Here is a 22,404-nt window from a genome sequence, read left to right on the forward strand (position 1 = left end):
TCATTCAAGACGTGGCCCCGGCCGAATTCACTGGCCTGCCCAGTCCCCGTCCGGAAGACTGCCGGACCATGCCCGCACCCCCTCCGACCGGCCCACTTGTCACCCGGGACACCCTCGCCGCAGGTCTGCGCCTGCTGGGGGTCGAATCCGGCCAGATTCTGCTCGTGCATTCCTCGCTCAGCTCGCTCGGCTGGGTGAACGGCGGCGCGGTCGCGGTCGTCCAGGGCCTCCTGGACGCGCTCGGCCCCGCCGGCACGCTCGTCGTCCCCACCCAGACCGGCGACCAGTCCGACCCGGCCGGGTGGCAGAACCCGCCGGTGCCCGAGGAGTGGTGGGACCGGATCCGCGCCACCATGCCCCCGTACGACCCGCTCCGCACCCCCTCGCTCGGGGTCGGCGTGATCCCCGAGACCGTGCGGACCTGGCCCGGCGCCCTGCGCAGCGCCCACCCCCAGACCTCCTTCGCCGCGCTCGGCCCCCGCGCGCGGGAGATCACCGAGGGCCACGCCCCGGACTGCCGGCTCGGCGAGGCGAGCCCGCTGGCGAGGCTGGAGGAGCTGGGCGCCCGGGTGCTGCTGCTCGGCGCGGGCTACGACTCCTGCACCGCCTTCCACCTGGCCGAATACCGCATCCCCTCCCCGCGCGTACGGGTCGGCCGGCCCGCTCCCGGCGGCGGCTGGGAGACGGTGGCCGAGGTGTCGATCACCTCGGACCGGTTCGACGAGCTGGGGCACGACTTCGAACGGGACCGGTCCGTCGTCCGCGGCCGGGTCGGCGGCGCGGACGCCCGGCTGTTCCCGCTGGCGGACGCGGTGGCCTACGCCGAACGGTGGCTCGCGCTGCACCGGCCGCAGGAGGAGGACTTCCCGCACCCGCCCGCCTGAACCGCGCGCGCTCTCCCTACACTCGGCCCCATGCGAAGTGAGCCCGCCCGCCCGTCTCCCGACCACCGTCCCCCAGGGAGACGCTTCGCGTCGCACCCCCTCGTCGAGGTGGCGGGCCTGGTGATGCGGTACGGCACGAAGACCGCGGTCGACGGCCTGGACCTGGTGGCCGGGCCGGGCGTGACCGCCGTCCTCGGCCCGAACGGGGCGGGGAAGACGACCACGGTCGAGATCTGCGAGGGGTACCGGAAGCCGGATTCCGGCACGGTGCGCGTCCTGGGGCTCGACCCGGTCCGGCAGGCCGCCGAGCTGCGGCCCCGGATCGGCGTGATGCTCCAGTCCGGCGGTGTGTACTCCGGCGCCCGCGCCGACGAGATGCTCCGGCACGTGGCGAAGCTGCACGCGCACCCGCTCGACGTCGGCGCCCTGATCGACCGCCTCGGCCTCGGCTCCTGCGGCCGCACCAGCTACCGCCGGCTCTCCGGCGGCCAGCAGCAGCGGCTCGCGCTCGCCATGGCCGTCGTGGGCCGCCCGGAACTGGTGTTCCTGGACGAGCCCACCGCCGGCCTGGACCCGCAGGCCCGCCGGGCCACCTGGGACCTGGTGCGGGACCTGCGCACCGACGGCGTCTCGGTGATCCTCACCACGCACCACATGGACGAGGCCGAGCAGCTCGCCGACGACGTGGCGATCATCGACGGCGGCCGGGTCGTCGCCCAGGGCTCCCCGGAGGAGCTGTGCAGGGGCGGCGCCGAGAACACCCTGCGCTTCACCGGCCGCCCCGGCCTGGACGTCGGCTCGCTGCTCAAGGCCCTCCCCGCCGACTGCGCGGCGGCCGAGCTGACCCCGGGCAGCTACCGGGTGACCGGCAAGGTCGACCCCCAGCTGCTGGCCACCGTGACCTCCTGGTGCGCCCAGCACGGGGTGATGCCCGACCGGATCTCCGTGGAGCGGCACACCCTGGAAGACGTCTTCTTGGAGCTGACCGGCAAGGAGCTGCGTTCGTGACCACCGCGGGTACCTATTCCCCCCGGCCCGGGGCCGCCCCGCTCCCCCGCATGATCGCGGCGCAGGCGGCGCTGGAGACCAGGATGCTGCTGCGCAACGGCGAGCAGCTGCTGCTGACGGTCGTGATCCCGACCCTGCTGCTGGTGCTCTTCAGCTCGGTCGACATCGTGGACACCGGCGAGGGCGAGGCGGTCGACTTCCTCGCCCCCGGTGTGCTGGCCCTGGCCGTGATGTCGACCGCGTTCACCGGGCAGGCCATCGCCACGGGCTTCGAGCGCCGCTACGGCGTGCTCAAGCGGCTGGCCTCCTCGCCGCTGCCGCGCTGGGGCCTGATGACCGCGAAGACGGTGTCCGTGCTGGTCACGGAAATCCTCCAGGTCATCCTGCTCACCGTGATCGCCTTCGCACTGGGCTGGTCCCCGCACGGCAACCCGGCCGCCGTCGTGGCCCTGCTCGTCGTCGGCACCGCCGCCTTCTCCGGGCTCGGCCTGCTGATGGCGGGCACCCTGAAGGCGGAGGCGACCCTGGCCGCCGCCAACCTGGTCTTCCTGCTGCTGCTCGTGGGCGGCGGGGTGATCGTGCCGCTGGAGAAGTTCGGCCCGGCGGGCGAGCGGATCCTCGGCCTGCTGCCCATCTCCGCCCTCTCCGACGGCCTGCGGGACGTGCTTCGGCAGGGCGCCGGGATGCCCTGGGGCGACCTGGGCGTGCTCGCCGTGTGGGCGGTCGTGGGGCTCGCCGCGGCCGGACGGTTCTTCCGCTGGGAATGACCCGTTCGCGAGCGGACGTACCGCCGCAGGAGTGACCCTCGTGAACGCGTGCACAAGCGGCGGCCTACGATGGTGGGCGTGCCTACGCTGAACCGCGCCGACGTCGAAGCCGCCCTGCGCAATCCGCTCGCGTTCATCGCCGACCGCTGGACCCCGGATCCCCGGACCGTCCGGCGGGCGGCCCTCGCCGCGCTCGTCATGTCGGTGGTCATCGTGGTCACCGGCGGTGCCGTCCGCCTGACCGGCTCGGGCCTCGGCTGCCCGACCTGGCCCACCTGCACCGACGACTCGCTGACCACGACCCGGGCCATGGGCTTCCACGGGATCGTCGAGTTCGGCAACCGCATGCTGACGTACGTGCTGTGCGCCGCCGTCGGCTGGGCGATCATCGCCGCGCGCTCCGAGAAGCCGTGGCGCCGCGGGCTGACCCGGCTGGGCTGGGCCCAGTTCTGGGTGGTCATGGGCAACGCGGTGCTCGGCGGCATCGTCGTCCTGGTCGGCCTCAACCCGTACACGGTCGCCGCGCACTTCCTGCTCTCCACGGCCCTGATCGCCATCGCCACGGTGATGTGGCAGCGCACCCGGGAGGGCGACGCGGCGCCGCGGCCGCTGGTCGGCAAGGCGGTGGCGCAGCTGGTGTGGTTCCTGGTGGCCGCGTCGGCGCTGCTCATCGCGGTCGGCACGGTGGTGACCGGGGCGGGGCCGCACGCCGGCGACTCCAGCGAGGTCGCGCGCATCCCGATCGACTGGGAGAACGTCTCCAAGCTGCACGCGGTGCTCGCCTGGATCGTGGTCACGCTGACGTTCGCGCTGTGGTTCGTGCTCAAGGCGGTCGACGCGCCGAAGGCACCGCTGGCGCGCACCCGGGAGCTGTTCGTCGTCCTGCTGTGCCAGGGCGCCATCGGCTACGTCCAGTACTTCACCCACCTCCCGGAGGCCCTGGTGGCCGCCCACATGCTCGGCTCGACCGTGATGTGGATCTGGGTGCTGCGGGTGCTGCTGGCGCTGCGGGAGCGCCCCGGGGTCCCGCAGGACGTGCCGGCGCCCCCGGCCGGGGTGACGGTCGGCTCGCGGGCCTGAGTCATCCCCCGCCCGCGCCCCGGACCAGGGCGTCGATCGCCGGGCCCAGGAACGCCCGGGTCGCCCCGGCCCGCCGGGTGAGCCAGTCGGGACCGGCCGGGGCGGGGGCGGGGCTCTCGTACCGCCGGCGGGCGATGTCCGCGACGACCTCGTCGGGCGCGCCGAGACCCGGCAGCTCGGCCAGGGCCTCCCGCTTCGGGATCAGCCGGCCCTCGCGCAGGGTCACGGTGGCCCGGGCGAAGGTCAGCAGGCCCAGGTCCACCCAGGCGTCCTGCCGCCACAGCCGGGCCCTGTCCACCGCCGGCCGCCAGAAGTCGCGCTGGTCGCGCACGACGAAGCGCCTCAGCTGCCCCTCCGGCACCGGCGGCAGCAGCCCGGCCGGCGGCTCCCCGTACAGCACCCGCCCGAACTCGTGCAGCTCGCGCCGGGTGACGGGGGTGACCGGACGGCGCAGCACCCCGCCGTGCGCCCAGGTCAGGTGCGGACGGTCCGGGTCGTCCAGGGCGGCCGGGGTGAGGTAGCTGCAATGGAGCCCGGCGGCGAGGGGCCGCCCGCGCAGCCGGGTGTGCAGGGCCGCGATCCGCCAGGCGTGCCGCGGGCCGAGGGGACCGGGCAGGACGGCGATGAGGTCGAGATCGCTGCGCCCCTCCTGGTAGTCGCCGCCGGCCAGGGAACCGTGGGCCCAGACGGCGCGGGGCCGCAGCGGCGTCAGGGCGTCCAGGAACGCGTCGAGCAGGGAAGCGGTCGTCATCCGCCCAGTCTCGACGGCCCTCCCGGGCCTGTACACCCGGCGCGCGCCGTCCCCGGCGATCAGCCGGGCCGACCCGCCGGGTGTCGCTCCAGGGCCCCGGCCCGGACGTGGTCCTGCGGGAAGGAGCCCGGCCGGACGGGCGGCGTGACGGGGGTACGGGGGCACGGGCGCCGTGCGGCGGGATCAGGCCGGTGCCGCGGGCCGGCGGCGGCCGGGCGGAGGCGGTGGGCGGTACCGGGCCGGTGCGGTCGGCGTGGGCGCCGGGCCCGGCGGGACCCGGGTGCGGTCGGGGAGCCAGGCCGCCTTCCGGCAGGTGCCGGCCGCCTGGCGCCGCTCGCGCCCCGGCGGGCGGTCCGCGGTCGTGCCCCGGCCCGCCCCGGACGGACGGGAGCCCCGTGACGTGCGCGGCGCAGGTCACGGGGCTCTCCGGGCGTGGGGCCGCGCCGGGGCTTGCACCGGTACGAGGCCGCTCGGCGCACGCCGGTGCGAGGCGCTCTGGGCCGGGGCGGCGCACGCCGCGCGGTGATGCCGTACGGCGGTGGGCGCGGTGGTCAGCCGCCCAGCTGGATGCCGGCCATCCGCTTCCACTCGTACGGGCCCGTCGTCACCTTCGCCGCGAACTCGCCGTCGAACGACTCGTGGACCGTGATGCCGGACTTGGCCACCGCCTGCTCGGCGAGGGCGTACGTGGGGGCCACCAGGTCGCCCCAGCCGCCGTCCGCGCCGACGAGGACGATGCGGGCACCGCGTTCGCCGATGTGGGCCACCTGGCCCTCCGCGCCGCCGTGCGCCTTGGCGAAGGCGCCGATCCGGTGGGCGAGCCGGGACACCGTGCGCTCGGCCCTCGCGTCAACCTGCTGCGTGTCTGCCATGCCCAGGATGCTACTCACCGGTAGATCGACTGGCGAGGGCGGGGCGCTGTGACGTACGCCCGGTGCCGTCAGCGCAGGAAGGGGTCCACCGCCACCGCCACGAACAGCAGCGACACATAGGTGATGGACCAGTGGAAGAGCCGCATCTCCTTCAGCTTCGTGCCGGTGGTCTCGGCCTTGGCCCGGTTCTGCAGCGCGTGCGCCTCCCACAGCCACCAGCCGCCCGCCGCGAGGGCGACGGCCGTGTAGAACCAGCCGGTGTAGCCGAGGGGCGTCAGCAGCAGGGAGACGACGACCATCACCCAGCTGTAGATGACGATCTGCTTGGCGACGACCTTGTTGGAGGCGATGACCGGCAGCATCGGCACGCCGACGCGCGCGTAGTCCTCCCTGACCTTCATGGACAGCGGCCAGTAGTGCGGCGGGGTCCAGAAGAACATGACGAGGAAGAGGATGACCGGCGCCCACGACAGGGAGTTCGTGACGGACGACCAGCCGATCAGCACCGGCATGCAGCCCGCGATGCCGCCCCACACGATGTTCTGCGACGTGCGCCGCTTGAGGATCATCGTGTAGACGACGACGTAGAAGAGGAGCGCCCCGAGTGACAGCCAGGCGCTCAGCCAGTTGACGGTGAGCCCGAACAGCAGCGTCGAGACGACCGCCAGCGTGATGCCGAACGCCATGCACTCGCGCGGGCTGACCATGCCCGTCACCAGCGGACGCTGCGAGGTGCGGTCCATCAGGGCGTCGATGTCCCGGTCGATGTACATGTTGAGCGCGTTGGCGCCGCCCGCCGACAGATAGCCGCCGAGGCAGGTGATCAGGACCAGCTTCAGGTCCGGCACACCCTGCTGCGCCAGGAACATCACCGGAACGGTGGTGATGAGGAGCAGCTCGATGATCCGCGGCTTGGTCAGCGCCACGAACGCCTTGACACGGGCCCCGAACGGCCGGTGAACCGAGCCCTGACTCGCACCCCCGGGCGCACCCTCCCCCAGGGCCTTGAGGGCCTGGGAGGGACCCCCAGGACGGGATTCGACGGCCGTCACGCACACCCCTGACAGAGACATCCCAGCAAGCCTCCCCGCCGGACACTGCGGGGTGAGGCTCACGCGTACCACGCCACTTTAGACGTTGCCCATACCCCGGCCTTCGCGGGGGTGGGGTCGTGTTGGCGAGGGCCCTCGCACACCTGTGCGCGAACCCACTCGGACGCGCCCGCGAGGACGTGATCCTCCGTGCGCCGGAAAGCTCTCCTGAGCGGTCAGATGAGCGGGTCCGTATTCATGTGCCGAATGCCGCTTCGCCCAGTCGGGAGGCGGATCCCGAAGACTCCCGGCAGTCTGGAAACACTCGAAAAAACGCACGTCCTCACGGGGGTAGGCTCGACAACGGCCGGCGGGCGACAAGCCCGTCGGCGGCCGGGTGGGGCGCATGCCCGACGACCGGCGACCGACATGTGGAGAGGAGCCCTGACCCAGGGTGAGCACCAAGCCGACCACCACAGACCTTGAGTGGACCGAGCTGGACCAGCGGGCCGTGGACACCGCCCGTGTCCTGGCCGCAGACGCCGTACAGAAGGTCGGCAACGGCCATCCCGGTACGGCGATGAGCCTGGCCCCCGCCGCCTACACCCTCTTCCAGAAGGTGATGCGGCACGACCCGGCCGACCCGGAGTGGGTCGGGCGCGACCGCTTCGTGCTGTCCGCCGGCCACTCGTCCCTGACCCTCTACACCCAGCTCTACCTGGCCGGCTTCGGCCTGGAGCTGGACGACCTGAAGGCCTTCAGGACGTGGGGCTCGAAGACCCCGGGCCACCCGGAGTACGGCCACACCAAGGGTGTGGAGACCACCACCGGCCCGCTGGGCCAGGGTGTGGCCAACGCGGTGGGCATGGCGATGGCCGCCCGCTACGAGCGCGGTCTGTTCGACCCGGAGGCGCCGGCCGGCGAGTCCCCCTTCGACCACTACGTCTACTGCATCGCCGGCGACGGCTGCCTCCAGGAGGGCATCGCCGCCGAGGCGTCCTCGCTGGCCGGCCACCAGAAGCTGGGCAACCTGGTCCTGCTGTGGGACGACAACCACATCTCCATCGAGGGCGACACCGAGACGGCCGTCTCCGAGGACACCGTCAAGCGGTACGAGGCCTACGGCTGGCACGTGCAGCGGGTGGCGGCCCAGGAGAACGGCGACCTGGACCCGGCGGCGATCTTCGCCGCGATCCAGGAGGCCAAGCGGGTCACCGACCGGCCGTCCTTCATCGCGATGCGCTCGATCATCGCCTGGCCCGCCCCGAACGCGCAGAACACCGAGGCCGCGCACGGCTCGGCGCTGGGCGACGACGAGGTCGCGGCCACCAAGCGCGTCCTCGGCTTCGACCCGGAGCGGAGCTTCGAGGTCGCCGACGAGGTCATCGCCCACACCCGCAAGGCGCTGGAGCGCGGTGCCGAGGCGAAGGCCGAGTGGGAGAAGTCCCTCCAGGTGTGGCGCGAGGCCAACCCGGAGCGGGCCGCCGAGTTCGACCGGATCAGCGCGGGCGAGCTGCCCGCCGGCTGGGAGGACAAGCTCCCGGTCTTCGAGCCCGGCAAGGGCGTGGCCACGCGTGCCGCGTCCGGCAAGGTGCTCCAGGCGCTCGGCGCGGTGATCCCCGAGCTGTGGGGCGGCTCCGCCGACCTCGCCGGGTCGAACAACACCACCATCGACAAGGACAGCTCGTTCCTGCCCGCGGGCAACCCGCTGCCGGAGGCCGACCCGTACGGCCGCACCATCCACTTCGGCATCCGCGAGCACTCCATGGGCGCCGAGCTGAACGGCATCGCCCTGCACGGCAACACCCGCGTCTACGGCGGCACCTTCCTCGTCTTCTCCGACTACATGCGCAACGCCGTGCGCCTGTCGGCCCTGATGCACCTGCCGGTGACGTTCGTGTGGACGCACGACTCCATCGGCCTCGGCGAGGACGGCCCCACCCACCAGCCGGTCGAGCACCTGGCCTCGCTGCGCGCCATCCCGGGCCTGAACATCGTCCGCCCGGCCGACGCCAACGAGACCGCGATCGCCTGGCGGGAGATCCTCAAGCGCTGGACCAAGGAGTTCGGCAAGGGCCAGCCGCACGGCCTCGCGCTCACCCGCCAGGGCGTGCCGGTGTACGAGCCGAACGAGGACGCGGCCAAGGGCGGCTACGTCCTGTTCGAGGCCGACGGCGGCGAGCCGCAGGTCATCCTGATCGCCACCGGTTCCGAGGTGCACGTGGCCGTGGAGGCGCGTGAGCAGCTCCAGGCCGACGGCGTTCCCACGCGTGTCGTCTCGATGCCGTCCGTGGAGTGGTTCGAGCAGCAGGACCAGGGGTACCGGGACTCCGTGCTGCCGCCGTCCGTCAGGGCCCGCGTCGCCGTGGAGGCGGGCATCGGGCTGACGTGGCACAAGTACGTGGGGGACGCCGGCCGCATCGTTTCCCTGGAGCACTTCGGTGCTTCCGCGGACGGCAAGCTGCTCTTCCGCGAGTTCGGCTTCACTGCCGAGAACGTGGCCGCCAAGGCGCGGGAATCCCTCGCCGACGCTCAGCGCTGACGCTCATATACGACACGTAGGAGATGTAATTCCATGACAGACGCACTCAAGCGCCTCTCCGACGAAGGCGTCGCGATCTGGCTGGACGACCTGTCGCGCAAGCGGATCACGTCCGGCAACCTCGCCGAGCTGATCGACCAGCAGCACGTCGTGGGCGTCACCACCAATCCGACGATCTTCCAGAAGGCGATCTCCCAGGGCGACGGCTACGACCAGCAGCTGTCCGACCTCGCCGCCCGCAAGGTCACGGTCGAAGAGGCCATCCGCATGATCACCACGGCGGACGTCCGCGACGCCGCCGACATCCTGCGCCCGGTCTTCGACGCCACCGGCGGCCAGGACGGCCGGGTCTCCATCGAGGTCGACCCGCGCCTGGCCCACAACACCAAGGCGACCGTCGCCGAGGCCAAGCAGCTCGCCTGGCTCGTCGACCGCCCCAACACCCTGATCAAGATCCCGGCCACCGAGGCGGGTCTGCCGGCGATCGCCGAGGTCATCGGCCTCGGCATCAGCGTCAACGTCACGCTGATCTTCTCGCTGGAGCGCTACCGGGCCGTCATGGACGCGTTCCTCAGCGGCCTGGAGAAGGCCAAGGAGCGGGGTCTCGACCTGTCGAAGATCCACTCCGTGGCGTCCTTCTTCGTCTCCCGCGTGGACACCGAGATCGACAAGCGGCTGGAGGGGATCGGCACCGACGAGGCCAAGGGGCTGCGCGGCAAGGCCGCCCTCGCCAACGCCCGCCTGGCCTACCAGGCGTACGAGGAGGTCTTCTCCTCCGACCGCTGGACGGCGCTGGAGAGCGCCGGCGCCAACAAGCAGCGTCCGCTGTGGGCGTCGACCGGCGTGAAGGACCCGGCGTACCCGGACACCCTGTACGTCACCGAGCTGGTCGCACCGAACACGGTCAACACCATGCCGGAGGCCACCCTGGAGGCCACCGACGACCACGGCGAGATCACCGGCGACACCATCGCCGGCACCTACGAGCAGGCGCGCGCCGACCTCGACGCGCTGGAGCGGCTCGGGATCGCGTACGACGACGTCGTGCGGGTGCTGGAGGACGAGGGCGTCGACAAGTTCGAGGCGTCCTGGAACGACCTGCTCAAGTCGACCCAGGCGGAGCTCGAGCGCCTGGCCCCCTCGGAGGGCTGAGTTGTCACCCGTTTCCGGTTCCGGAGCGAACCCGCTTCGTGACTCGGCCGACCGACGGCTCCCGCGCATCGCGGGGCCGTCGGGCCTGGTCATCTTCGGTGTCACGGGCGACCTGTCCCGCAAGAAGCTGATGCCCGCGGTGTACGACCTCGCCAACCGTGGTCTGCTGCCGCCGGGCTTCTCCCTGGTGGGCTTCGCCCGCCGCGACTGGGAGCACGAGGACTTCGCCCAGGTCGTGCACGACGCCGTCAAGGAGCACTCGCGCACCCCCTTCCGCGAGGAGGTCTGGCAGCAGCTCATCCAGGGGATGCGCTTCGTCCAGGGCACCTTCGACGACGACGAGGCCTTCGACCGGCTGCGCGCCACCATCGAGGAGCTGGACAAGGCACAGGGCACGGGCGGCAACTTCGCCTTCTACCTGTCCGTGCCGCCGCGCTCCTTCCCGGTGGTCATCCAGCAGCTGAAGAAGCACGGCCTGGCCGACCAGACCGGCGGCTCCTGGCGCCGCGCGGTCATCGAGAAGCCGTTCGGGCACGACCTGGAGTCCGCCGAGGAACTCAACAAGGTCGTGCACGAGGTGTTCGAGCCGGACCAGGTGTTCCGGATCGACCACTACCTCGGCAAGGAGACCGTCCAGAACATCCTGGCGCTGCGGTTCGCCAACACCATGTTCGAGCCGATCTGGAACCGGTCCTTCGTGGACCACGTCCAGATCACGATGGCCGAGGACATCGGCATCGGCGGCCGGGCCGGCTACTACGACGGCATCGGCGCCGCCCGCGACGTCATCCAGAACCACCTGCTCCAGCTGCTGGCACTGACCGCCATGGAGGAGCCCGCCTCCTTCGACGCGGACGCGCTGGCCGCGGAGAAGGAGAAGGTGCTCGGCGCCGTCCGGCTGCCGAAGGACCTGGGCGCCAACACCGTGCGCGGTCAGTACGCGGCGGGCTGGCAGGGCGGCGAGAAGGTCATCGGCTACCTCGAAGAGGAGGGCATCGACCCGAAGTCGAAGACCGACACCTACGCCGCGGTCAAGCTGGAGATCGACAACCGCCGCTGGGCGGGCGTCCCCTTCTACCTGCGCACCGGCAAGCGGCTGGGCCGCCGGGTCACCGAGATCGCGGTGGTCTTCCAGCGGGCCCCGCACTCCCCGTTCGACACCACGGCGACGGAGGAACTGGGCCAGAACGCGATCGTGATCCGCGTCCAGCCGGACGAGGGCGTCACGGTCCGCTTCGGTTCCAAGGTGCCGGGCACCTCGATGGAGATCCGGGACGTGTCCATGGACTTCGCCTACGGCGAGTCCTTCACGGAGTCCAGCCCGGAGGCGTACGAGCGGCTCATCCTGGACGTGCTGCTCGGCGACGCCAACCTCTTCCCGCGCACGGAGGAGGTCGAGCTGTCCTGGAAGATCCTCGACCCGATCGAGGAGCACTGGGACACGCACGGCAGGCCCGCGCAGTACAAGTCGGGCACCTGGGGTCCGGTGGAAGCGGACGAGATGCTCGCACGAGACGGACGGAGCTGGCGCCGGCCATGAAGATAGATCTGACCGACACCACCGCCGGAGATGTCAACAAGGCGCTCGTGCGGGGCCGCCGCGCCATCGGCACACCAGCCGTCGGCATGGTCCTCACCCTCGTCATCGTCACCGACGAGGAGAACGCCTACGACGCCCTGAAGGCCGCCAACGACGCCTCGCGCGAGCACCCCTCGCGCACCCTCGTCGTCGTCAAGCGGGTCTCCCGCGGCCCGCGCGACCGCACCGCCTCGCGCCTGGACGCCGAGGTGCGGGTGGGCGCGGACGCGGGCACCGGCGAGACGGTGGTCCTGCGGCTGTACGGCGAGGTCGCCGAGCACGCCGACTCGGTAGTCCTGCCGCTGCTGCTGCCGGACGCCCCGGTCGTCGTGTGGTGGCCGGTGAACGCGCCGCTCGACCCGGCGAAGGACCCGCTGGGCGCGCTCGCCCAGCGCCGGGTCACCGACAGCTACGCCGCCGAGCAGCCGGTACGGGAGCTGTCCGCCCGCGCCGCGGCCTACACGCCCGGCGACACCGACCTGTCCTGGACCCGGATCACGCCGTGGCGCTCCATGCTGGCGGCGGCCCTGGACCAGATCGACTGCGAGGTGCGCGGCGTCGAGGTGGAGGGCGAGGAGTTCAACCCGAGCTGTGAGCTGCTGGCGATGTGGCTCGCGGACCGGCTGGACGTCCCCGTCCGGCGCTCCCTGTCCCCCGGCCCGGGGCTCACGGCCGTCCGACTGGACACCAGCCGGGGCCCGATCACGCTGGACCGCGCGGACGGCTCGCTGGCCACGCTCGCCATCGAGGGCCAGCCGGCCCGCGCGGTGGCGCTGAAGCGGCGGGACACCGCCGAGCTGATCGCGGAGGAGCTGCGCCGGCTGGACCCGGACGACACCTACGCGTCGGCGCTGCGCTACGGCGTGGAGCGGCTGACCACGCTGCCCCGGCAGGCCGGCGGGACCCCGGCCGAACCGGCCGCCGAACCGGCCACTGCTCCCAAGACCGCTGGCCCCGAGGCCGCTGGTCCGGAGGCGGCGGCCGAGCCGGTCGCCGAGCCGGAGCCCGTGGAGGAGGCGGCCAAGGCTCCCGCGAAGAAGGCGACGGCCAAGACCGCGAAGAAGGCACCGGCGAGGAAGGCGACGGCGAAGTGAGCACACCGCAGCTGGTCGTCCACCACGACAAGGAGCTGATGGCGCAGGCCGCCGCGGCCCGCCTGATCACGAAGATCGTGGACGCGCAGGCCTCCCGGGGCACCGCGTCCGTGGTCCTCACCGGCGGCCGCAACGGCAACGGCCTGCTGGCCGCGCTGGCGGCGGCACCCGCCCGGGACGCCGTCGACTGGGGCCGGCTGGACCTGTGGTGGGGCGACGAGCGCTACCTCCCCGAGGGCGACCCCGAGCGCAACGTCACCCAGGCCCGTGAGGCCCTGCTCGACTCCGTCCCGCTGGACCCGGAGCGCGTGCACGCCATGCCCGCCTCCGACGGCCCCCACGGCACGGACGTCGAGGCGGCGGCCGAGGCGTACGCGGCGGAGCTGGCGAAGGCGGCCGGGCCGGAGAACCACGGCGCGGTGCCCGCCTTCGACGTCCTGATGCTGGGCGTCGGCCCGGACACCCACGTGGCCTCGCTCTTCCCGGAGCTGCCGGCCGTGCGGGAGACCGAGCGCACGGTGGTCGGCGTGCACGGCGCGCCCAAGCCCCCGCCGACCCGGATCACCCTCACCCTCCCCGCGATCCGCGCGGCCCGCGAGGTCTGGCTGCTCGCGGCCGGCGAGGACAAGGCGGAGGCCGCGGCCATCGCCCTGTCCGGCGCGGGCGAGATCCAGGCCCCGGCGGCGGGCGCGTACGGCACCCGGCGCACCCTGTGGCTGCTGGACTCGGCCGCGGCCTCGCAGCTGCCGCGGTCGCTGTATCCGCCGGCGTCGCCCTGAGACACCGGCCGCAACGACGGGCGGCGGGGGCTTCGGCCCCCGCCGTCCGCTTTTCCCGGCGCCCGGCTCAGCTCCGGCCGCGCAGCTCCCGGTACCTGGCCACCAGCGCCTTCGTCGACGCGTCCAGGCCGGGGACCTCGGCGCCCTCGGTGAGCGCGGGTTCGACGCGCTTGGCGAGGACCTTGCCCAGTTCCACGCCCCACTGGTCGAAGGAGTCGATGTTCCACACCGCGCCCTGGACGAACACCTTGTGTTCGTAGAGGGCGATCAGCTGGCCGAGCACGGACGGGGTCAGCTCCCGGGCCAGGATCGTCGTGGTGGGCCGGTCGCCCTGGAAGGTCTTGTGCGGGACCAGTTCCTCGGGCACGCCCTCGGCGCGGACCTCCTCGGCCGTCTTGCCGAAGGCGAGCGCCTGGGTCTGGGCGAAGAAGTTGGCCATCAGCAGGTCGTGCTGGGCCTTGAGTTCCCCGCTCAGCTCGGCGACCGGCTCGGCGAAGCCGATGAAGTCCGCCGGGATCAGCTTGGTGCCCTGGTGGATCAACTGGTAGTAGGCGTGCTGCCCGTTGGTGCCGGGCGTGCCCCAGACCACCGGCCCGGTCTGCCAGTCCACCGGGTGGCCGTCACGGGCGACGTACTTGCCGTTGGACTCCATGTCGAGCTGCTGGAGGTAGGCGGTGAACTTCGACAGGTAGTGCGAGTACGGCAGCACCGCGTGCGACTGGGCGTCGTGGAAGTTCCCGTACCAGATGCCGAGCAGGCCCAGCAGCAGCGGCGCGTTGGCCTCGGCGGGCGCGGTGCGGAAGTGGTCGTCGACGAGCCGGAAGCCGTCGAGCATCTCCCGGAACCGGTCCGGCCCGATCGCGATCATCAGGGACAGGCCGATCGCGGAGTCGTACGAGTACCGCCCGCCGACCCAGTCCCAGAACTCGAACATGTTGTCCGTGTCGATGCCGAAGTCGGCGACCTTCCCGGCGTTCGTGGACAGCGCCACGAAGTGCTTCGCCACTGCCTTCTCGTCGCCGAGCGCGGCCAGCAGCCACTGGCGCGCGGAGGTGGCGTTGGTGATGGTCTCGATGGTGGTGAAGGTCTTGGAGGCGATGACGAACAGGGTCTGAGCCGGGTCGAGGTCCCGGATCGCCTCGTGCAGGTCGGCCCCGTCCACGTTCGACACGAAGCGGACCGTGAGATCCCGGTCGGCGAAGCTGCGCAGCACCTCGTAGGCCATCGCGGGGCCGAGGTCGGAGCCGCCGATGCCGACGTTGACCACGTTCCTGATGCGCTTGCCGGTGTAGCCGGTCCACTCGCCGGAGCGGACCCGGTCGGCGAAGTGGGCCATCCTGTCCAGCACCGCGTGCACCTTCGGCACCACGTTCTCGCCGTCGACCTCGATCACGGCGTCCCGGGGGGCGCGCAGCGCGGTGTGCAGCACCGCCCGGTCCTCGGTGACGTTGATCTTCTCGCCGCGGAACATGGCGTCCCGCAGGCCGAAGACGTCCGTCGCCGCGGCCAGCTCGCGCAGCAGCCGCAGGGTGTCGTCGGTGACCAGGTGCTTCGAGTAGTCGATGTACAGGTCGCCGACCTGGAGCGTGTACCCGGTGCCGCGTCCGGGGTCGGCGGCGAACAGTTCCCTCAGCCGGGTGTCCGCCAGTTCCTCGCGGTGCTCGGCGAGGGCGGTCCACTCGGGCGTCTGGTGGAGCCTGGTACGGCCGTCTGCGTTCATGTCCGACTTCAGCCTTCTTTCCTGCGACCTTGACCGCTGCCGGTTCCAACCTAATTGATCAGCGTCCGGTGCGAGTCTCGTCCGGCGTCACCACACGTATGTCCCGCTCGCGCAGCGGTATCAGCGCGGTGACGGCCGACGCGAACAGGAGGGCCGCGAGCAGGGCGGGGCCGTTGAGGCCGTACGGCCCGGCCACGGCTCCGCCGAGGAACGCGCCGAGCGGGGCGCCGGAGACGGAGGCGGTGCGGAAGGCGGCGGCGATGCGGCCCGTCATCGACTCGGGGCTGCGTTGCTGCATCAGCGTGACCTGGTTGACGTTCCACACCATGTTCATCGCGCCGAGCAGCAGCATGCCGGCGACCAGCGCGGCCACGTGCCGTACGGAGCCGATGAGCAGCAGCGCGCCCGTCTGGACCGCGCAGCCGGACAGCAGGGCCCGGACCCGCCCCGTACGGCGGGCCATCCGCTGGGCGACGAAGCCGCCGGCCAGGCCGCCGGCCGCGTACGCCGTCATGGCGGCGACATAGCCGGTGTCGCCGGCGTCCAGCCAGCGGGTGACGTGCAGCGCCAGCGTGGCGATCAGGGCGCCCATGCCGATGTTGCAGAGCAGGGTCGCCAGGCACACCGCGCGCAGCACCCGGTCCCGGCCCAGGGCGCGCAGGCCCGCGCCGATCTCCGAGCGCAGGGTGCTGCCGGCCGCGCGCGGCTCCCGCTCCGGCGGCCGTGTCCGCAGGGACGCCACGAGCGCCGCGGCCACCAGGTAGGTGCCGGCGTCCGCCACGAACGGCGTGCACGCGCCGGCCGCCAGCAGCAGCGGCACGAACGGGGCTGCCAGCAGCCCGCCCGCGAGTTGCTGACCGGTCATCAGCCGGGCGTTGGCGCCGCCCAGTGCCCCGCGTCGCACCAGGGAGGGCAGCAGGGCCGTGGCGGCGTTGTCGAAGAGCGTCTGGAGCGCGGTGAGCGAGAAGGCGAGGGCGATCAGCAGCGGGACGGAGGCGTGCCCGAGGCCCACGGCGAGGGCGAAACCGGCGACGAGCAGGCCCCGCACGGTGTCCACGAGCCACATGGCCCGCCGCTGGTCGACCCGGTCCGCCACGGCGCCGCCGAACAGCCCGAACAGCAGCCAGGGCAGATAGCCGCAGGCGGTGACGGCGGCGACGACGAGGGGATCGTCGGTGAGGCGCACGGCGAGCAACGGCAACGCGGAGGTCCGCAACGCGTCACCGAACCTGGAGACGACGGCGGCCGTCCACAACCGCCCGAATCCCCCGCGCCAGGCGGGCCTTGTCCCGCTTCCCGACTCGACCCCGGCCACGCTCTCCCCCTCACGACGTGCCGATGCGCACACCGTAGAGGGCGCCACCGACAATCGGTCGGCGTCGCCTGGGACCAGACGGCTCCGGCCGGGCGCCCGTAGGCACCCGGCCGGTGAGAAGTCCTAGATCTCGCCGCGCAGTTTGGCGAGCGCCTCGGCGAGGATCGCCTCGCCGTCCGCGTCGCTGCGCCGCTCGCGGACGTACGCGAGGTGCGTCTTGTAGGGCTCGGTGCGCGGCGGGGCCGGCGGGTTGTCCCGGTCCTGGCCGGCCGGGAAGCCGCAGCGGGGACAGTCCCAGGTCTCGGGAACCTGCGCGTCGCTGGCGAAGCTGGGCTGCGTCTCGTGCCCGTTGGAGCACCAGAAGGAGATGCGCAGACGCGGCGCGGACTCGCCGCGCTCGGCCTCGCCCATCGGCCCCGCCCCGACCCGGCTTCCTCGGATCGCGTTGCCACTTGCCACGGTCGTAACTCCCTGCGTGATGGTGCCGCGAAGCGAGTCGGCGTTTCGCTTCGCCGCGAGCGCCTCAGTCTACGTAAGGCCCAACGCGCGTCCAGTGATTGGAGTTACCGGCCCCCACACCCAGACGCAAGCCCCATGATAGGCCGCGCTCACTGGCGCGTACCCAACATGGGGCTTCGCGTGGGAAATACGTGGTGCGACCCGGACCTGCGGCCGGTTCGCGGTCGCGTGTCAGTTGTTCGACTTCATGACGAGGCCGAGGACGATGATGCACGCGAACCACAGCAGGCCGATCACGATGGTGATCCGGTCGAGGTTGCGCTCGGCGACCGAGGAACCGCCGACGGAGGACTGCATGCCACCGCCGAACATGTCGGACAGGCCGCCGCCCTTCCCCTTGTGCATCAGCACCAGCAGCATCAGCAGCAGGCTGAAGACGATCAGGGCGATCGAGAACCCCAAAACCACGGCTGGACCAACTTCCTCGGATTCGGATGGACGACGGGGGCACAGCGCCTCGGCTGTGCCCCCGCAAGAGTACGACGTATCGCCGCTACCGCCTACTCACGGTCCGGCGTCACTGATCGCGGAAGCGCACGATCTTGACGAACTCGTCGGCGTCCAGCGAGGCGCCGCCGACCAGGGCGCCGTCGATGTCGGGCTGGGCCATGATCTCGGCGCAGTTGCCCGACTTCACGGAGCCGCCGTACTGGATGCGGACCTTGTCGGCCACGTCCTGGGAGTACAGTCCGGCGATCTTGGCGCGGATCGCGGCGCAGACCTCCTGGGCGTCCTCGGCGCCGCAGACCTTGCCGGTGCCGATGGCCCACACGGGCTCGTAGGCGATCACGACGGTCTCGGCCTGCTCGGCCGGGAGGTCCTTCAGACCGCCCTCGACCTGGGCGAGGGTGTGGGCGACGTGGTTGCCCGCCTCGCGGACGTCCAGCTCCTCGCCGACGCACAGGATCGGGGTGAGGCCGTGCTTGTAGGCGGCCTTGACCTTGGCGTTGACCAGCTCGTCGGTCTCGTGGTGGTACTGGCGGCGCTCGGAGTGGCCGATCGCCACGTAGGTGCACTTCAGCTTGGCCAGCATGGAGCCGGAGATCTCGCCGGTGTAGGCGCCGGAGTCGTGCTGGGAGATGTCCTGGGCGCCGTACTTGATCTTGAGCTTGTCGCCGTCGACCAGGGTCTGCACGGAGCGCAGGTCGGTGAAGGGCGGCAGGACGGCGACCTCCACGGCCTCGTAGTCCTTGTCGGCCAGGGCGAAGGCGAGCTTCTGGACGTGGGCGATGGCCTCGAGGTGGTTGAGGTTCATCTTCCAGTTGCCCGCCATCAGCGGCGTGCGCGTGCTCATTGAGGTCAGTCCTCCAGTGCGGCGAGGCCGGGGAGCGTCTTGCCCTCGAGGTATTCGAGGGAGGCGCCGCCACCGGTCGAGATGTGGCCGAATGCCTTCTCGTCGAAGCCGAGCGTGCGCACGGCCGCGGCGGAGTCACCGCCGCCGACGACGGTGAAGCCGTCGGAGTCGACGAGTGCCTGGGCGACCGCCTTGGTGCCCTCGGCGTAGTCGGGGTGCTCGAAGACGCCCATGGGACCGTTCCAGAAGACGGTCGCGGCGTCGGCGAGCTTCGAAGCGTACAGCGTGCGGGTCTCCGGACCGATGTCCAGGCCCTCCTGGTCGGCCGGGATGGCGGTCGCGGCGACCGTGGTGGGGTTGGCCGGGGCCTTGGTCTTCAGGTCCGGGAATTCGGTCGAGACGAGGACGTCGACGGGGAGGACGAACTCCACGCCGCGCTCCTCGGCACGCTTCATGTACTCCTTGACCGCCGGGACCTGGTCCTCCTGGAGCAGGGAGATGCCGACCTCGTAGCCCTGGGCCTTGAGGAAGGTGTAGGCCATGCCGCCGCCGACGAGGATGCGGTCGGCCTTCTCCAGCAGGTGGTCGATGACGCCCAGCTTGTCGGACACCTTGGCGCCGCCGAGCACGACCGCGTACGGCCGCTTGACGTCCTCGGTGAGCTGCTTCAGGACGCCGACCTCGGTGGCGATCAGGTGGCCGGCGTAGTGCGGCAGCCGGGCCGGGAGGTCGAAGACGGAGGCGTGCTTGCGGTGGACGGCGCCGAAGCCGTCGCCCACGTAGACGTCCGCGAGGGCGGCGAGGCGGTCGGCGAACTCCCCTCGCTCCGTGTCGTCCTTGGACGTCTCGCCGGGGTTGAAACGCAGGTTCTCGATGACCGCGACCTGGCCCGGCTGGAGGCCGTCGACGGCGTCGTGGGCGGCGGGGCCGACGGTGTCCTCGGCGAAGGCCACCGGGGCGCCGAGCAGTTCGCCGAGGCGCTCGGCCGCGGGCAGCAGCGAGAAGGCGGGGTCCGGGGCACCCTTGGGGCGGCCCAGGTGCGAGGCGACGACCACCTTGGCGCCCGCGTCCGCGAGGGCCTTGACGGTGGGCAGGACGGCGCGGATGCGGCCGTCGTCGGTGATCGTCCCGTCGGCGAGCGGCACGTTGAGGTCGGCGCGGACGAAGACCCGCTTGCCGCTCACGCCGTCGGCGAGAAGTTCGTCGATCGTCTTCATGGGGTGGTCTCCTGAGGAGGGCTCGTGTGCACCTGATCGTAAAAGGGCGGGGTCGGTACGTGGGACAGGGCCCGGACAGCGCGGCGGTGCGCTGCCCGAGCCCTGCTCTCACTTCGGGGTCCTGCGGTTTGCGATCAGAGCTGGTTGCCGACGAAGACCGTGAGGTCCACGAGGCGGTTGGAGTAGCCCCACTCGTTGTCGTACCAACCGATGACCTTCACGTTCTTGCCCTCCTGGACCATGGTCAGGGAGGAGTCGAAGGTGCAGGACGCCGGGGCGTTGACGATGTCGGAGGAGACGATCTGGTCCTCGGTGTAGTCGAGGAGGCCCTTCAGCTCGCCCTCGGCGGCCTTCTGGAAGGCGGCGTTGACCTCTTCCTTGGTGACCTCGCGGCTCAGCTCCACGACCAGGTCGGTGACCGAGCCGGTCGGGACCGGGACGCGCATGGCCATGCCGTCCAGCTTGCCCTTGAGGTGCGGCAGGACCAGGGCGGTGGCCTTGGCGGCACCCGTGGTGGTCGGGATGATGTTCTCGGCGGCGGCACGGGCGCGGCGCAGGTCCTTGTGCGGGAAGTCAAGGATGCGCTGGTCGTTCGTGTACGCGTGCACCGTCGTCATCAGGCCCTTGACGATGCCGAAGTTCTCGTCGAGGACCTTCGCCATCGGCGCCACACAGTTGGTGGTGCAGGAGGCGTTGGAGATGACGTTGTGCTGCGCCGGGTCGTACTTGTCCTGGTTGACGCCCATGACGATGGTGATGTCCTCGTCCTTGGCCGGAGCCGAGATGAGGACCTTCTTGGCGCCGCCCGCGAGGTGCTTGGCGGCGTCCTCGCGCTTGGTGAAGATGCCGGTGGACTCGATGACGATGTCGACACCCAGCTCGCCCCACGGGATGTCGGCCGGGTTGCGCTCGGAGAGCACCTTGATGGTGTGGCCGTCGACGGTGATCGTGTCGGCGGTGTGGGAGACCTCCTGCTTGAGGCGGCCCAGGATCGTGTCGTACTTCAGCAGGTGGGCGGTGGTCGCGGTGTCACCCAGGTCGTTGACAGCCACAACCTCGATGTCCGCTCCCTGCTCCAGCAGCGCGCGGAAGTAGTTACGACCGATGCGGCCGAAGCCGTTGATGCCTACGCGGATCGTCACGAACCGATCTCCTCGTTGGTACGCCGGCTATGCGGTGCCGGCGAGCTCTGTTTGGGATGTCCCCGACCACCCCCGACCCTACCTCTCCGAGGCCCCCTGGGTGACATCGAGACAACCCATACACGGGCAGGCGGTCCGTACCGGCCAGTAGAGGTACGGACCCCCTCGGATCGACAGCGGAATCACCCGTATTTGGTACGGAATGCCAGGCGCTCCCGACGTCGTTTTCACTCGTTCGTGAGCGGGTCGGCTCACTTGATGAACTGCTCGTCCGCGCACCGTTGAGAGGGGTCTCCGCTCACCTGTCGAGCGCGGCGAACGCCTTTCCCAGCAGGGCCGCCCGGTCGGCGGCCGAGACCATCTGTTCCAGCCCGAAGCCGAGCAGCACGGTGTCGTCCGTGGTGACCGCCGCGTAGGTCCGCAGCAGGGCCCCGGTGCGGGTCCAGTCCTTGCGGACCGGCACACTGCCCGGGGGCGGTCCGGCCGCCCGCCAGGCCCCCAGGGAGGACTCGAAGCCCTCGGTCTCCCGCGCCGCGCCGCCGACGACCAGCGAGGCGTCGTCGGCGAGGACGCCCCGGCCGCCGGTGCCGGTGTCGGTGACGTAGCCGATCGAGACCTCGACCTGCTTCCCGGCGTACGCGCTCAGGTCGAAGCCCACCCGCTGCCAGCCGGCGGAGGCGCCGGAGAGGCTGTTCCAGGCACCGCTGGAGCCGGTCGCGGAGCAGCCGGCGGCCGACGGCGTCAGGTAGTGCTTCAGCCAGGGGTGCAGCGCGGTCAGGGCGCCGCACTCGTCCGGCACGGTCGTCCGGGTGGCTCCCGAGGCCTCCGGCAGCGTGGTCCAGTCGTCGGCGCCCACGGTGTGCGCCTCCACCACCACGTGGTCGTAGCCGGGCTCGGTGTCCCACAGCAGCCGGGTGCTCAGGGCCGGCCTGTCGGCGGCGGCGACCCCGGTGAGGTCGAGGGTGCGGGTGAGCCGCTTGTAGGCGTTGTCGGTGTGCACGGCGGCGGCCATGAAGGCACCCGAGTACGGCCCGTAGGGATTGACGGTTCCGCTGAACGTTCCCGCGCCCGCGCTTTCGAACTGCGGGAACGCGGTGACCGGCAGTTCCTCGGAGGTGACGCCGTAGGCGCCCGTCGCGTCGAGCGGGTTGCCGGGCGCGTCGCCGAGGGCGCCGCCGGCGCCGGCGAGCGCGCCGGAGCCGGTGAAGCCGGTGGCCCTTCCGGCCGGCGTACGGCTGTAGGCGCCCAGGTAGTACTGGCTGAAGTCGTCGGAGAGGGTGCCGTCGCCGAGGTCGACGCTGCCGCCGGCCCGCTCGCCGGCCTCGATCAGCCTGCCGCCCTCGTTGAGGTAGGCGCGCAGCCGCAGCTGGGTGGCGTTGCCGGGGCCGTCCGGGCCGGAGTAGTGCACGACCGTCCGGAAGTGCTTCAGCACGCCGAGCGGGTCCGGGGCACCCTGCGCGGCCACGTCCCAGACGACGGCCCGGTGCCCGGCGGCCCGGACCGCGTCCGCGTAGGCCCGCGCCTGGCCGGCGGCGGTGCCCTCCTCGGCGACCACCAGGGTGTCGGGGGGGGGGGGGGGGGCGGGGGGGGGGGGGGGGGGGGGGATGGGGAAATTCCTCCCGCCCCCTTTCTCCCCTGTGGACCCAACACCCAACCTG

General features: G+C 72.0%; 19 protein-coding genes and 1 pseudogene. 9 read left to right on the forward strand and 11 right to left on the reverse strand.

Translation table 11 applies throughout. From position 1 onward, the window contains the following. Positions 1 to 68 precede the first annotated feature (68 nt). From ACZ63H_RS33485 to ACZ63H_RS33500, 4 genes are all read left to right on the forward strand, one after another. Positions 69 to 884 carry an AAC(3) family N-acetyltransferase gene (locus ACZ63H_RS33485; RefSeq protein WP_469871603.1) on the forward strand — a complete coding sequence of 272 codons (816 nt, stop codon included), beginning with the start codon at positions 69 to 71 and terminating at the stop codon, positions 882 to 884. A gap of 30 nt (positions 885 to 914) precedes the next feature. Beyond that, positions 915 to 1,892 carry an ABC transporter ATP-binding protein gene (locus tag ACZ63H_RS33490; protein ID WP_469871605.1) on the forward strand — a complete coding sequence of 326 codons (978 nt, stop codon included), beginning with the start codon at positions 915 to 917 and terminating at the stop codon, positions 1,890 to 1,892. A gap of 50 nt (positions 1,893 to 1,942) precedes the next feature. After that, positions 1,943 to 2,659, forward strand: a complete 717-nt coding sequence (locus ACZ63H_RS33495) for an ABC transporter permease (protein WP_469871629.1) — start codon at positions 1,943 to 1,945, stop codon at positions 2,657 to 2,659. Between the two features lie 69 nt (positions 2,660 to 2,728). Further along, a complete protein-coding gene (locus ACZ63H_RS33500; protein ID WP_469871607.1) occupies positions 2,729 to 3,739 on the forward strand; it encodes a COX15/CtaA family protein in 1,011 nt (336 codons plus the stop codon). A gap of 1 nt (position 3,740) precedes the next feature. Here the strand turns inward: ACZ63H_RS33500 and ACZ63H_RS33505 are convergent, their stop codons facing one another. The 3 genes from ACZ63H_RS33505 to ACZ63H_RS33515 form a co-directional block, all read right to left on the reverse strand. Then, positions 3,741 to 4,490: a nucleotidyltransferase domain-containing protein gene (locus ACZ63H_RS33505; RefSeq protein WP_469871609.1), complete on the reverse strand. Its 750-nt coding sequence runs from the start codon at positions 4,488 to 4,490 to the stop codon at positions 3,741 to 3,743. Positions 4,491 to 5,041: 551 nt separating this feature from the next. After that, positions 5,042 to 5,362, reverse strand: a complete 321-nt coding sequence (locus ACZ63H_RS33510) for a hypothetical protein (protein WP_467934476.1) — start codon at positions 5,360 to 5,362, stop codon at positions 5,042 to 5,044. Positions 5,363 to 5,430: 68 nt separating this feature from the next. Further along, on the reverse strand, positions 5,431 to 6,435 hold the full coding sequence (locus ACZ63H_RS33515; RefSeq protein WP_469871611.1) for a heme o synthase: 1,005 nt from the start codon (positions 6,433 to 6,435) through the stop codon (positions 5,431 to 5,433). A 412-nt stretch (positions 6,436 to 6,847) separates the two neighbouring features. Here ACZ63H_RS33515 and tkt point away from each other — a divergent pair, with 412 nt between their 5' ends. From tkt to pgl, 5 genes are read left to right on the forward strand one after another with little or no spacing between them, the layout of a single operon-like run. Then, positions 6,848 to 8,935, forward strand: coding sequence for a transketolase (gene tkt / locus ACZ63H_RS33520; RefSeq protein ID WP_469871613.1), 2,088 nt, complete (start codon positions 6,848 to 6,850; stop codon positions 8,933 to 8,935). Positions 8,936 to 8,968: 33 nt separating this feature from the next. After that, positions 8,969 to 10,087, forward strand: a complete 1,119-nt coding sequence (tal, locus tag ACZ63H_RS33525; RefSeq protein WP_469871614.1) for a transaldolase — start codon at positions 8,969 to 8,971, stop codon at positions 10,085 to 10,087. A 1-nt stretch (position 10,088) separates the two neighbouring features. Then, positions 10,089 to 11,627, forward strand: a complete 1,539-nt coding sequence (zwf, locus tag ACZ63H_RS33530) for a glucose-6-phosphate dehydrogenase (protein WP_469871616.1) — start codon at positions 10,089 to 10,091, stop codon at positions 11,625 to 11,627. After that, entirely contained in the window at positions 11,624 to 12,760 is a 1,137-nt protein-coding gene (gene opcA, locus ACZ63H_RS33535; RefSeq protein ID WP_469871618.1) for a glucose-6-phosphate dehydrogenase assembly protein OpcA, read from the forward strand. The genes zwf and opcA overlap by 4 nt, the downstream gene beginning before the upstream one ends. Further along, positions 12,757 to 13,539, forward strand: a complete 783-nt coding sequence (gene pgl / locus ACZ63H_RS33540; RefSeq protein ID WP_318204148.1) for a 6-phosphogluconolactonase — start codon at positions 12,757 to 12,759, stop codon at positions 13,537 to 13,539. Before opcA ends, pgl begins: the two co-directional genes overlap by 4 nt. 67 nt (positions 13,540 to 13,606) lie before the next feature. On the opposite strand, the gene pgi is transcribed toward pgl, so the two are convergent. The 8 genes and pseudogenes from pgi to ACZ63H_RS33580 form a co-directional block, all read right to left on the reverse strand. Further along, on the reverse strand, positions 13,607 to 15,259 hold the full coding sequence (gene pgi, locus ACZ63H_RS33545) for a glucose-6-phosphate isomerase (protein WP_469871620.1): 1,653 nt from the start codon (positions 15,257 to 15,259) through the stop codon (positions 13,607 to 13,609). Between the two features lie 58 nt (positions 15,260 to 15,317). Further along, positions 15,318 to 16,574, reverse strand: a complete 1,257-nt coding sequence (locus tag ACZ63H_RS33550) for an MFS transporter (protein WP_469871622.1) — start codon at positions 16,572 to 16,574, stop codon at positions 15,318 to 15,320. A gap of 123 nt (positions 16,575 to 16,697) precedes the next feature. Beyond that, the gene (locus ACZ63H_RS33555) at positions 16,698 to 17,033 is read right to left on the reverse strand and encodes an RNA polymerase-binding protein RbpA (RefSeq protein WP_078637775.1); all 336 of its coding nucleotides are present in this window, start codon (positions 17,031 to 17,033) and stop codon (positions 16,698 to 16,700) included. A 231-nt stretch (positions 17,034 to 17,264) separates the two neighbouring features. Then, positions 17,265 to 17,501 (reverse strand): preprotein translocase subunit SecG, encoded by a 237-nt coding sequence (secG, locus tag ACZ63H_RS33560; RefSeq protein ID WP_318204145.1) that lies wholly within the window; start codon positions 17,499 to 17,501, stop codon positions 17,265 to 17,267. Positions 17,502 to 17,610: 109 nt separating this feature from the next. After that, a complete protein-coding gene (gene tpiA / locus ACZ63H_RS33565) occupies positions 17,611 to 18,387 on the reverse strand; it encodes a triose-phosphate isomerase (protein ID WP_469871625.1) in 777 nt (258 codons plus the stop codon). Between the two features lie 5 nt (positions 18,388 to 18,392). Beyond that, positions 18,393 to 19,604: a phosphoglycerate kinase gene (locus ACZ63H_RS33570; RefSeq protein WP_469871627.1), complete on the reverse strand. Its 1,212-nt coding sequence runs from the start codon at positions 19,602 to 19,604 to the stop codon at positions 18,393 to 18,395. Between the two features lie 134 nt (positions 19,605 to 19,738). Then, positions 19,739 to 20,746: a type I glyceraldehyde-3-phosphate dehydrogenase gene (gene gap / locus ACZ63H_RS33575; protein ID WP_467934490.1), complete on the reverse strand. Its 1,008-nt coding sequence runs from the start codon at positions 20,744 to 20,746 to the stop codon at positions 19,739 to 19,741. A 298-nt stretch (positions 20,747 to 21,044) separates the two neighbouring features. Then, positions 21,045 to 22,404, reverse strand: a pseudogene (locus ACZ63H_RS33580) (zinc carboxypeptidase); the annotation flags it as partial.

It is taken from the genome of Streptomyces sp. NPDC104831 (genome assembly GCF_055583025.1).

Coding starts and splice junctions, on each gene's coding strand:
- ACZ63H_RS33485 (WP_469871603.1), top strand. CDS start 69: ATGCCCGCACCCCCTCCGACCGGCCCACTTGTCACCCGGGACACCCTC.
- ACZ63H_RS33490 (WP_469871605.1), top strand. CDS start 915: ATGCGAAGTGAGCCCGCCCGCCCGTCTCCCGACCACCGTCCCCCAGGG.
- ACZ63H_RS33495 (WP_469871629.1), top strand. CDS start 1,943: ATGATCGCGGCGCAGGCGGCGCTGGAGACCAGGATGCTGCTGCGCAAC.
- ACZ63H_RS33500 (WP_469871607.1), top strand. CDS start 2,729: ATGGTGGGCGTGCCTACGCTGAACCGCGCCGACGTCGAAGCCGCCCTG.
- ACZ63H_RS33505 (WP_469871609.1), bottom strand. CDS start 4,490: ATGACGACCGCTTCCCTGCTCGACGCGTTCCTGGACGCCCTGACGCCG.
- ACZ63H_RS33510 (WP_467934476.1), bottom strand. CDS start 5,362: ATGGCAGACACGCAGCAGGTTGACGCGAGGGCCGAGCGCACGGTGTCC.
- ACZ63H_RS33515 (WP_469871611.1), bottom strand. CDS start 6,435: ATGTCTCTGTCAGGGGTGTGCGTGACGGCCGTCGAATCCCGTCCTGGG.
- tal (WP_469871614.1), top strand. CDS start 8,969: ATGACAGACGCACTCAAGCGCCTCTCCGACGAAGGCGTCGCGATCTGG.
- opcA (WP_469871618.1), top strand. CDS start 11,624: ATGAAGATAGATCTGACCGACACCACCGCCGGAGATGTCAACAAGGCG.
- pgi (WP_469871620.1), bottom strand. CDS start 15,259: ATGAACGCAGACGGCCGTACCAGGCTCCACCAGACGCCCGAGTGGACC.
- tpiA (WP_469871625.1), bottom strand. CDS start 18,387: ATGAGCACGCGCACGCCGCTGATGGCGGGCAACTGGAAGATGAACCTC.
- ACZ63H_RS33570 (WP_469871627.1), bottom strand. CDS start 19,604: ATGAAGACGATCGACGAACTTCTCGCCGACGGCGTGAGCGGCAAGCGG.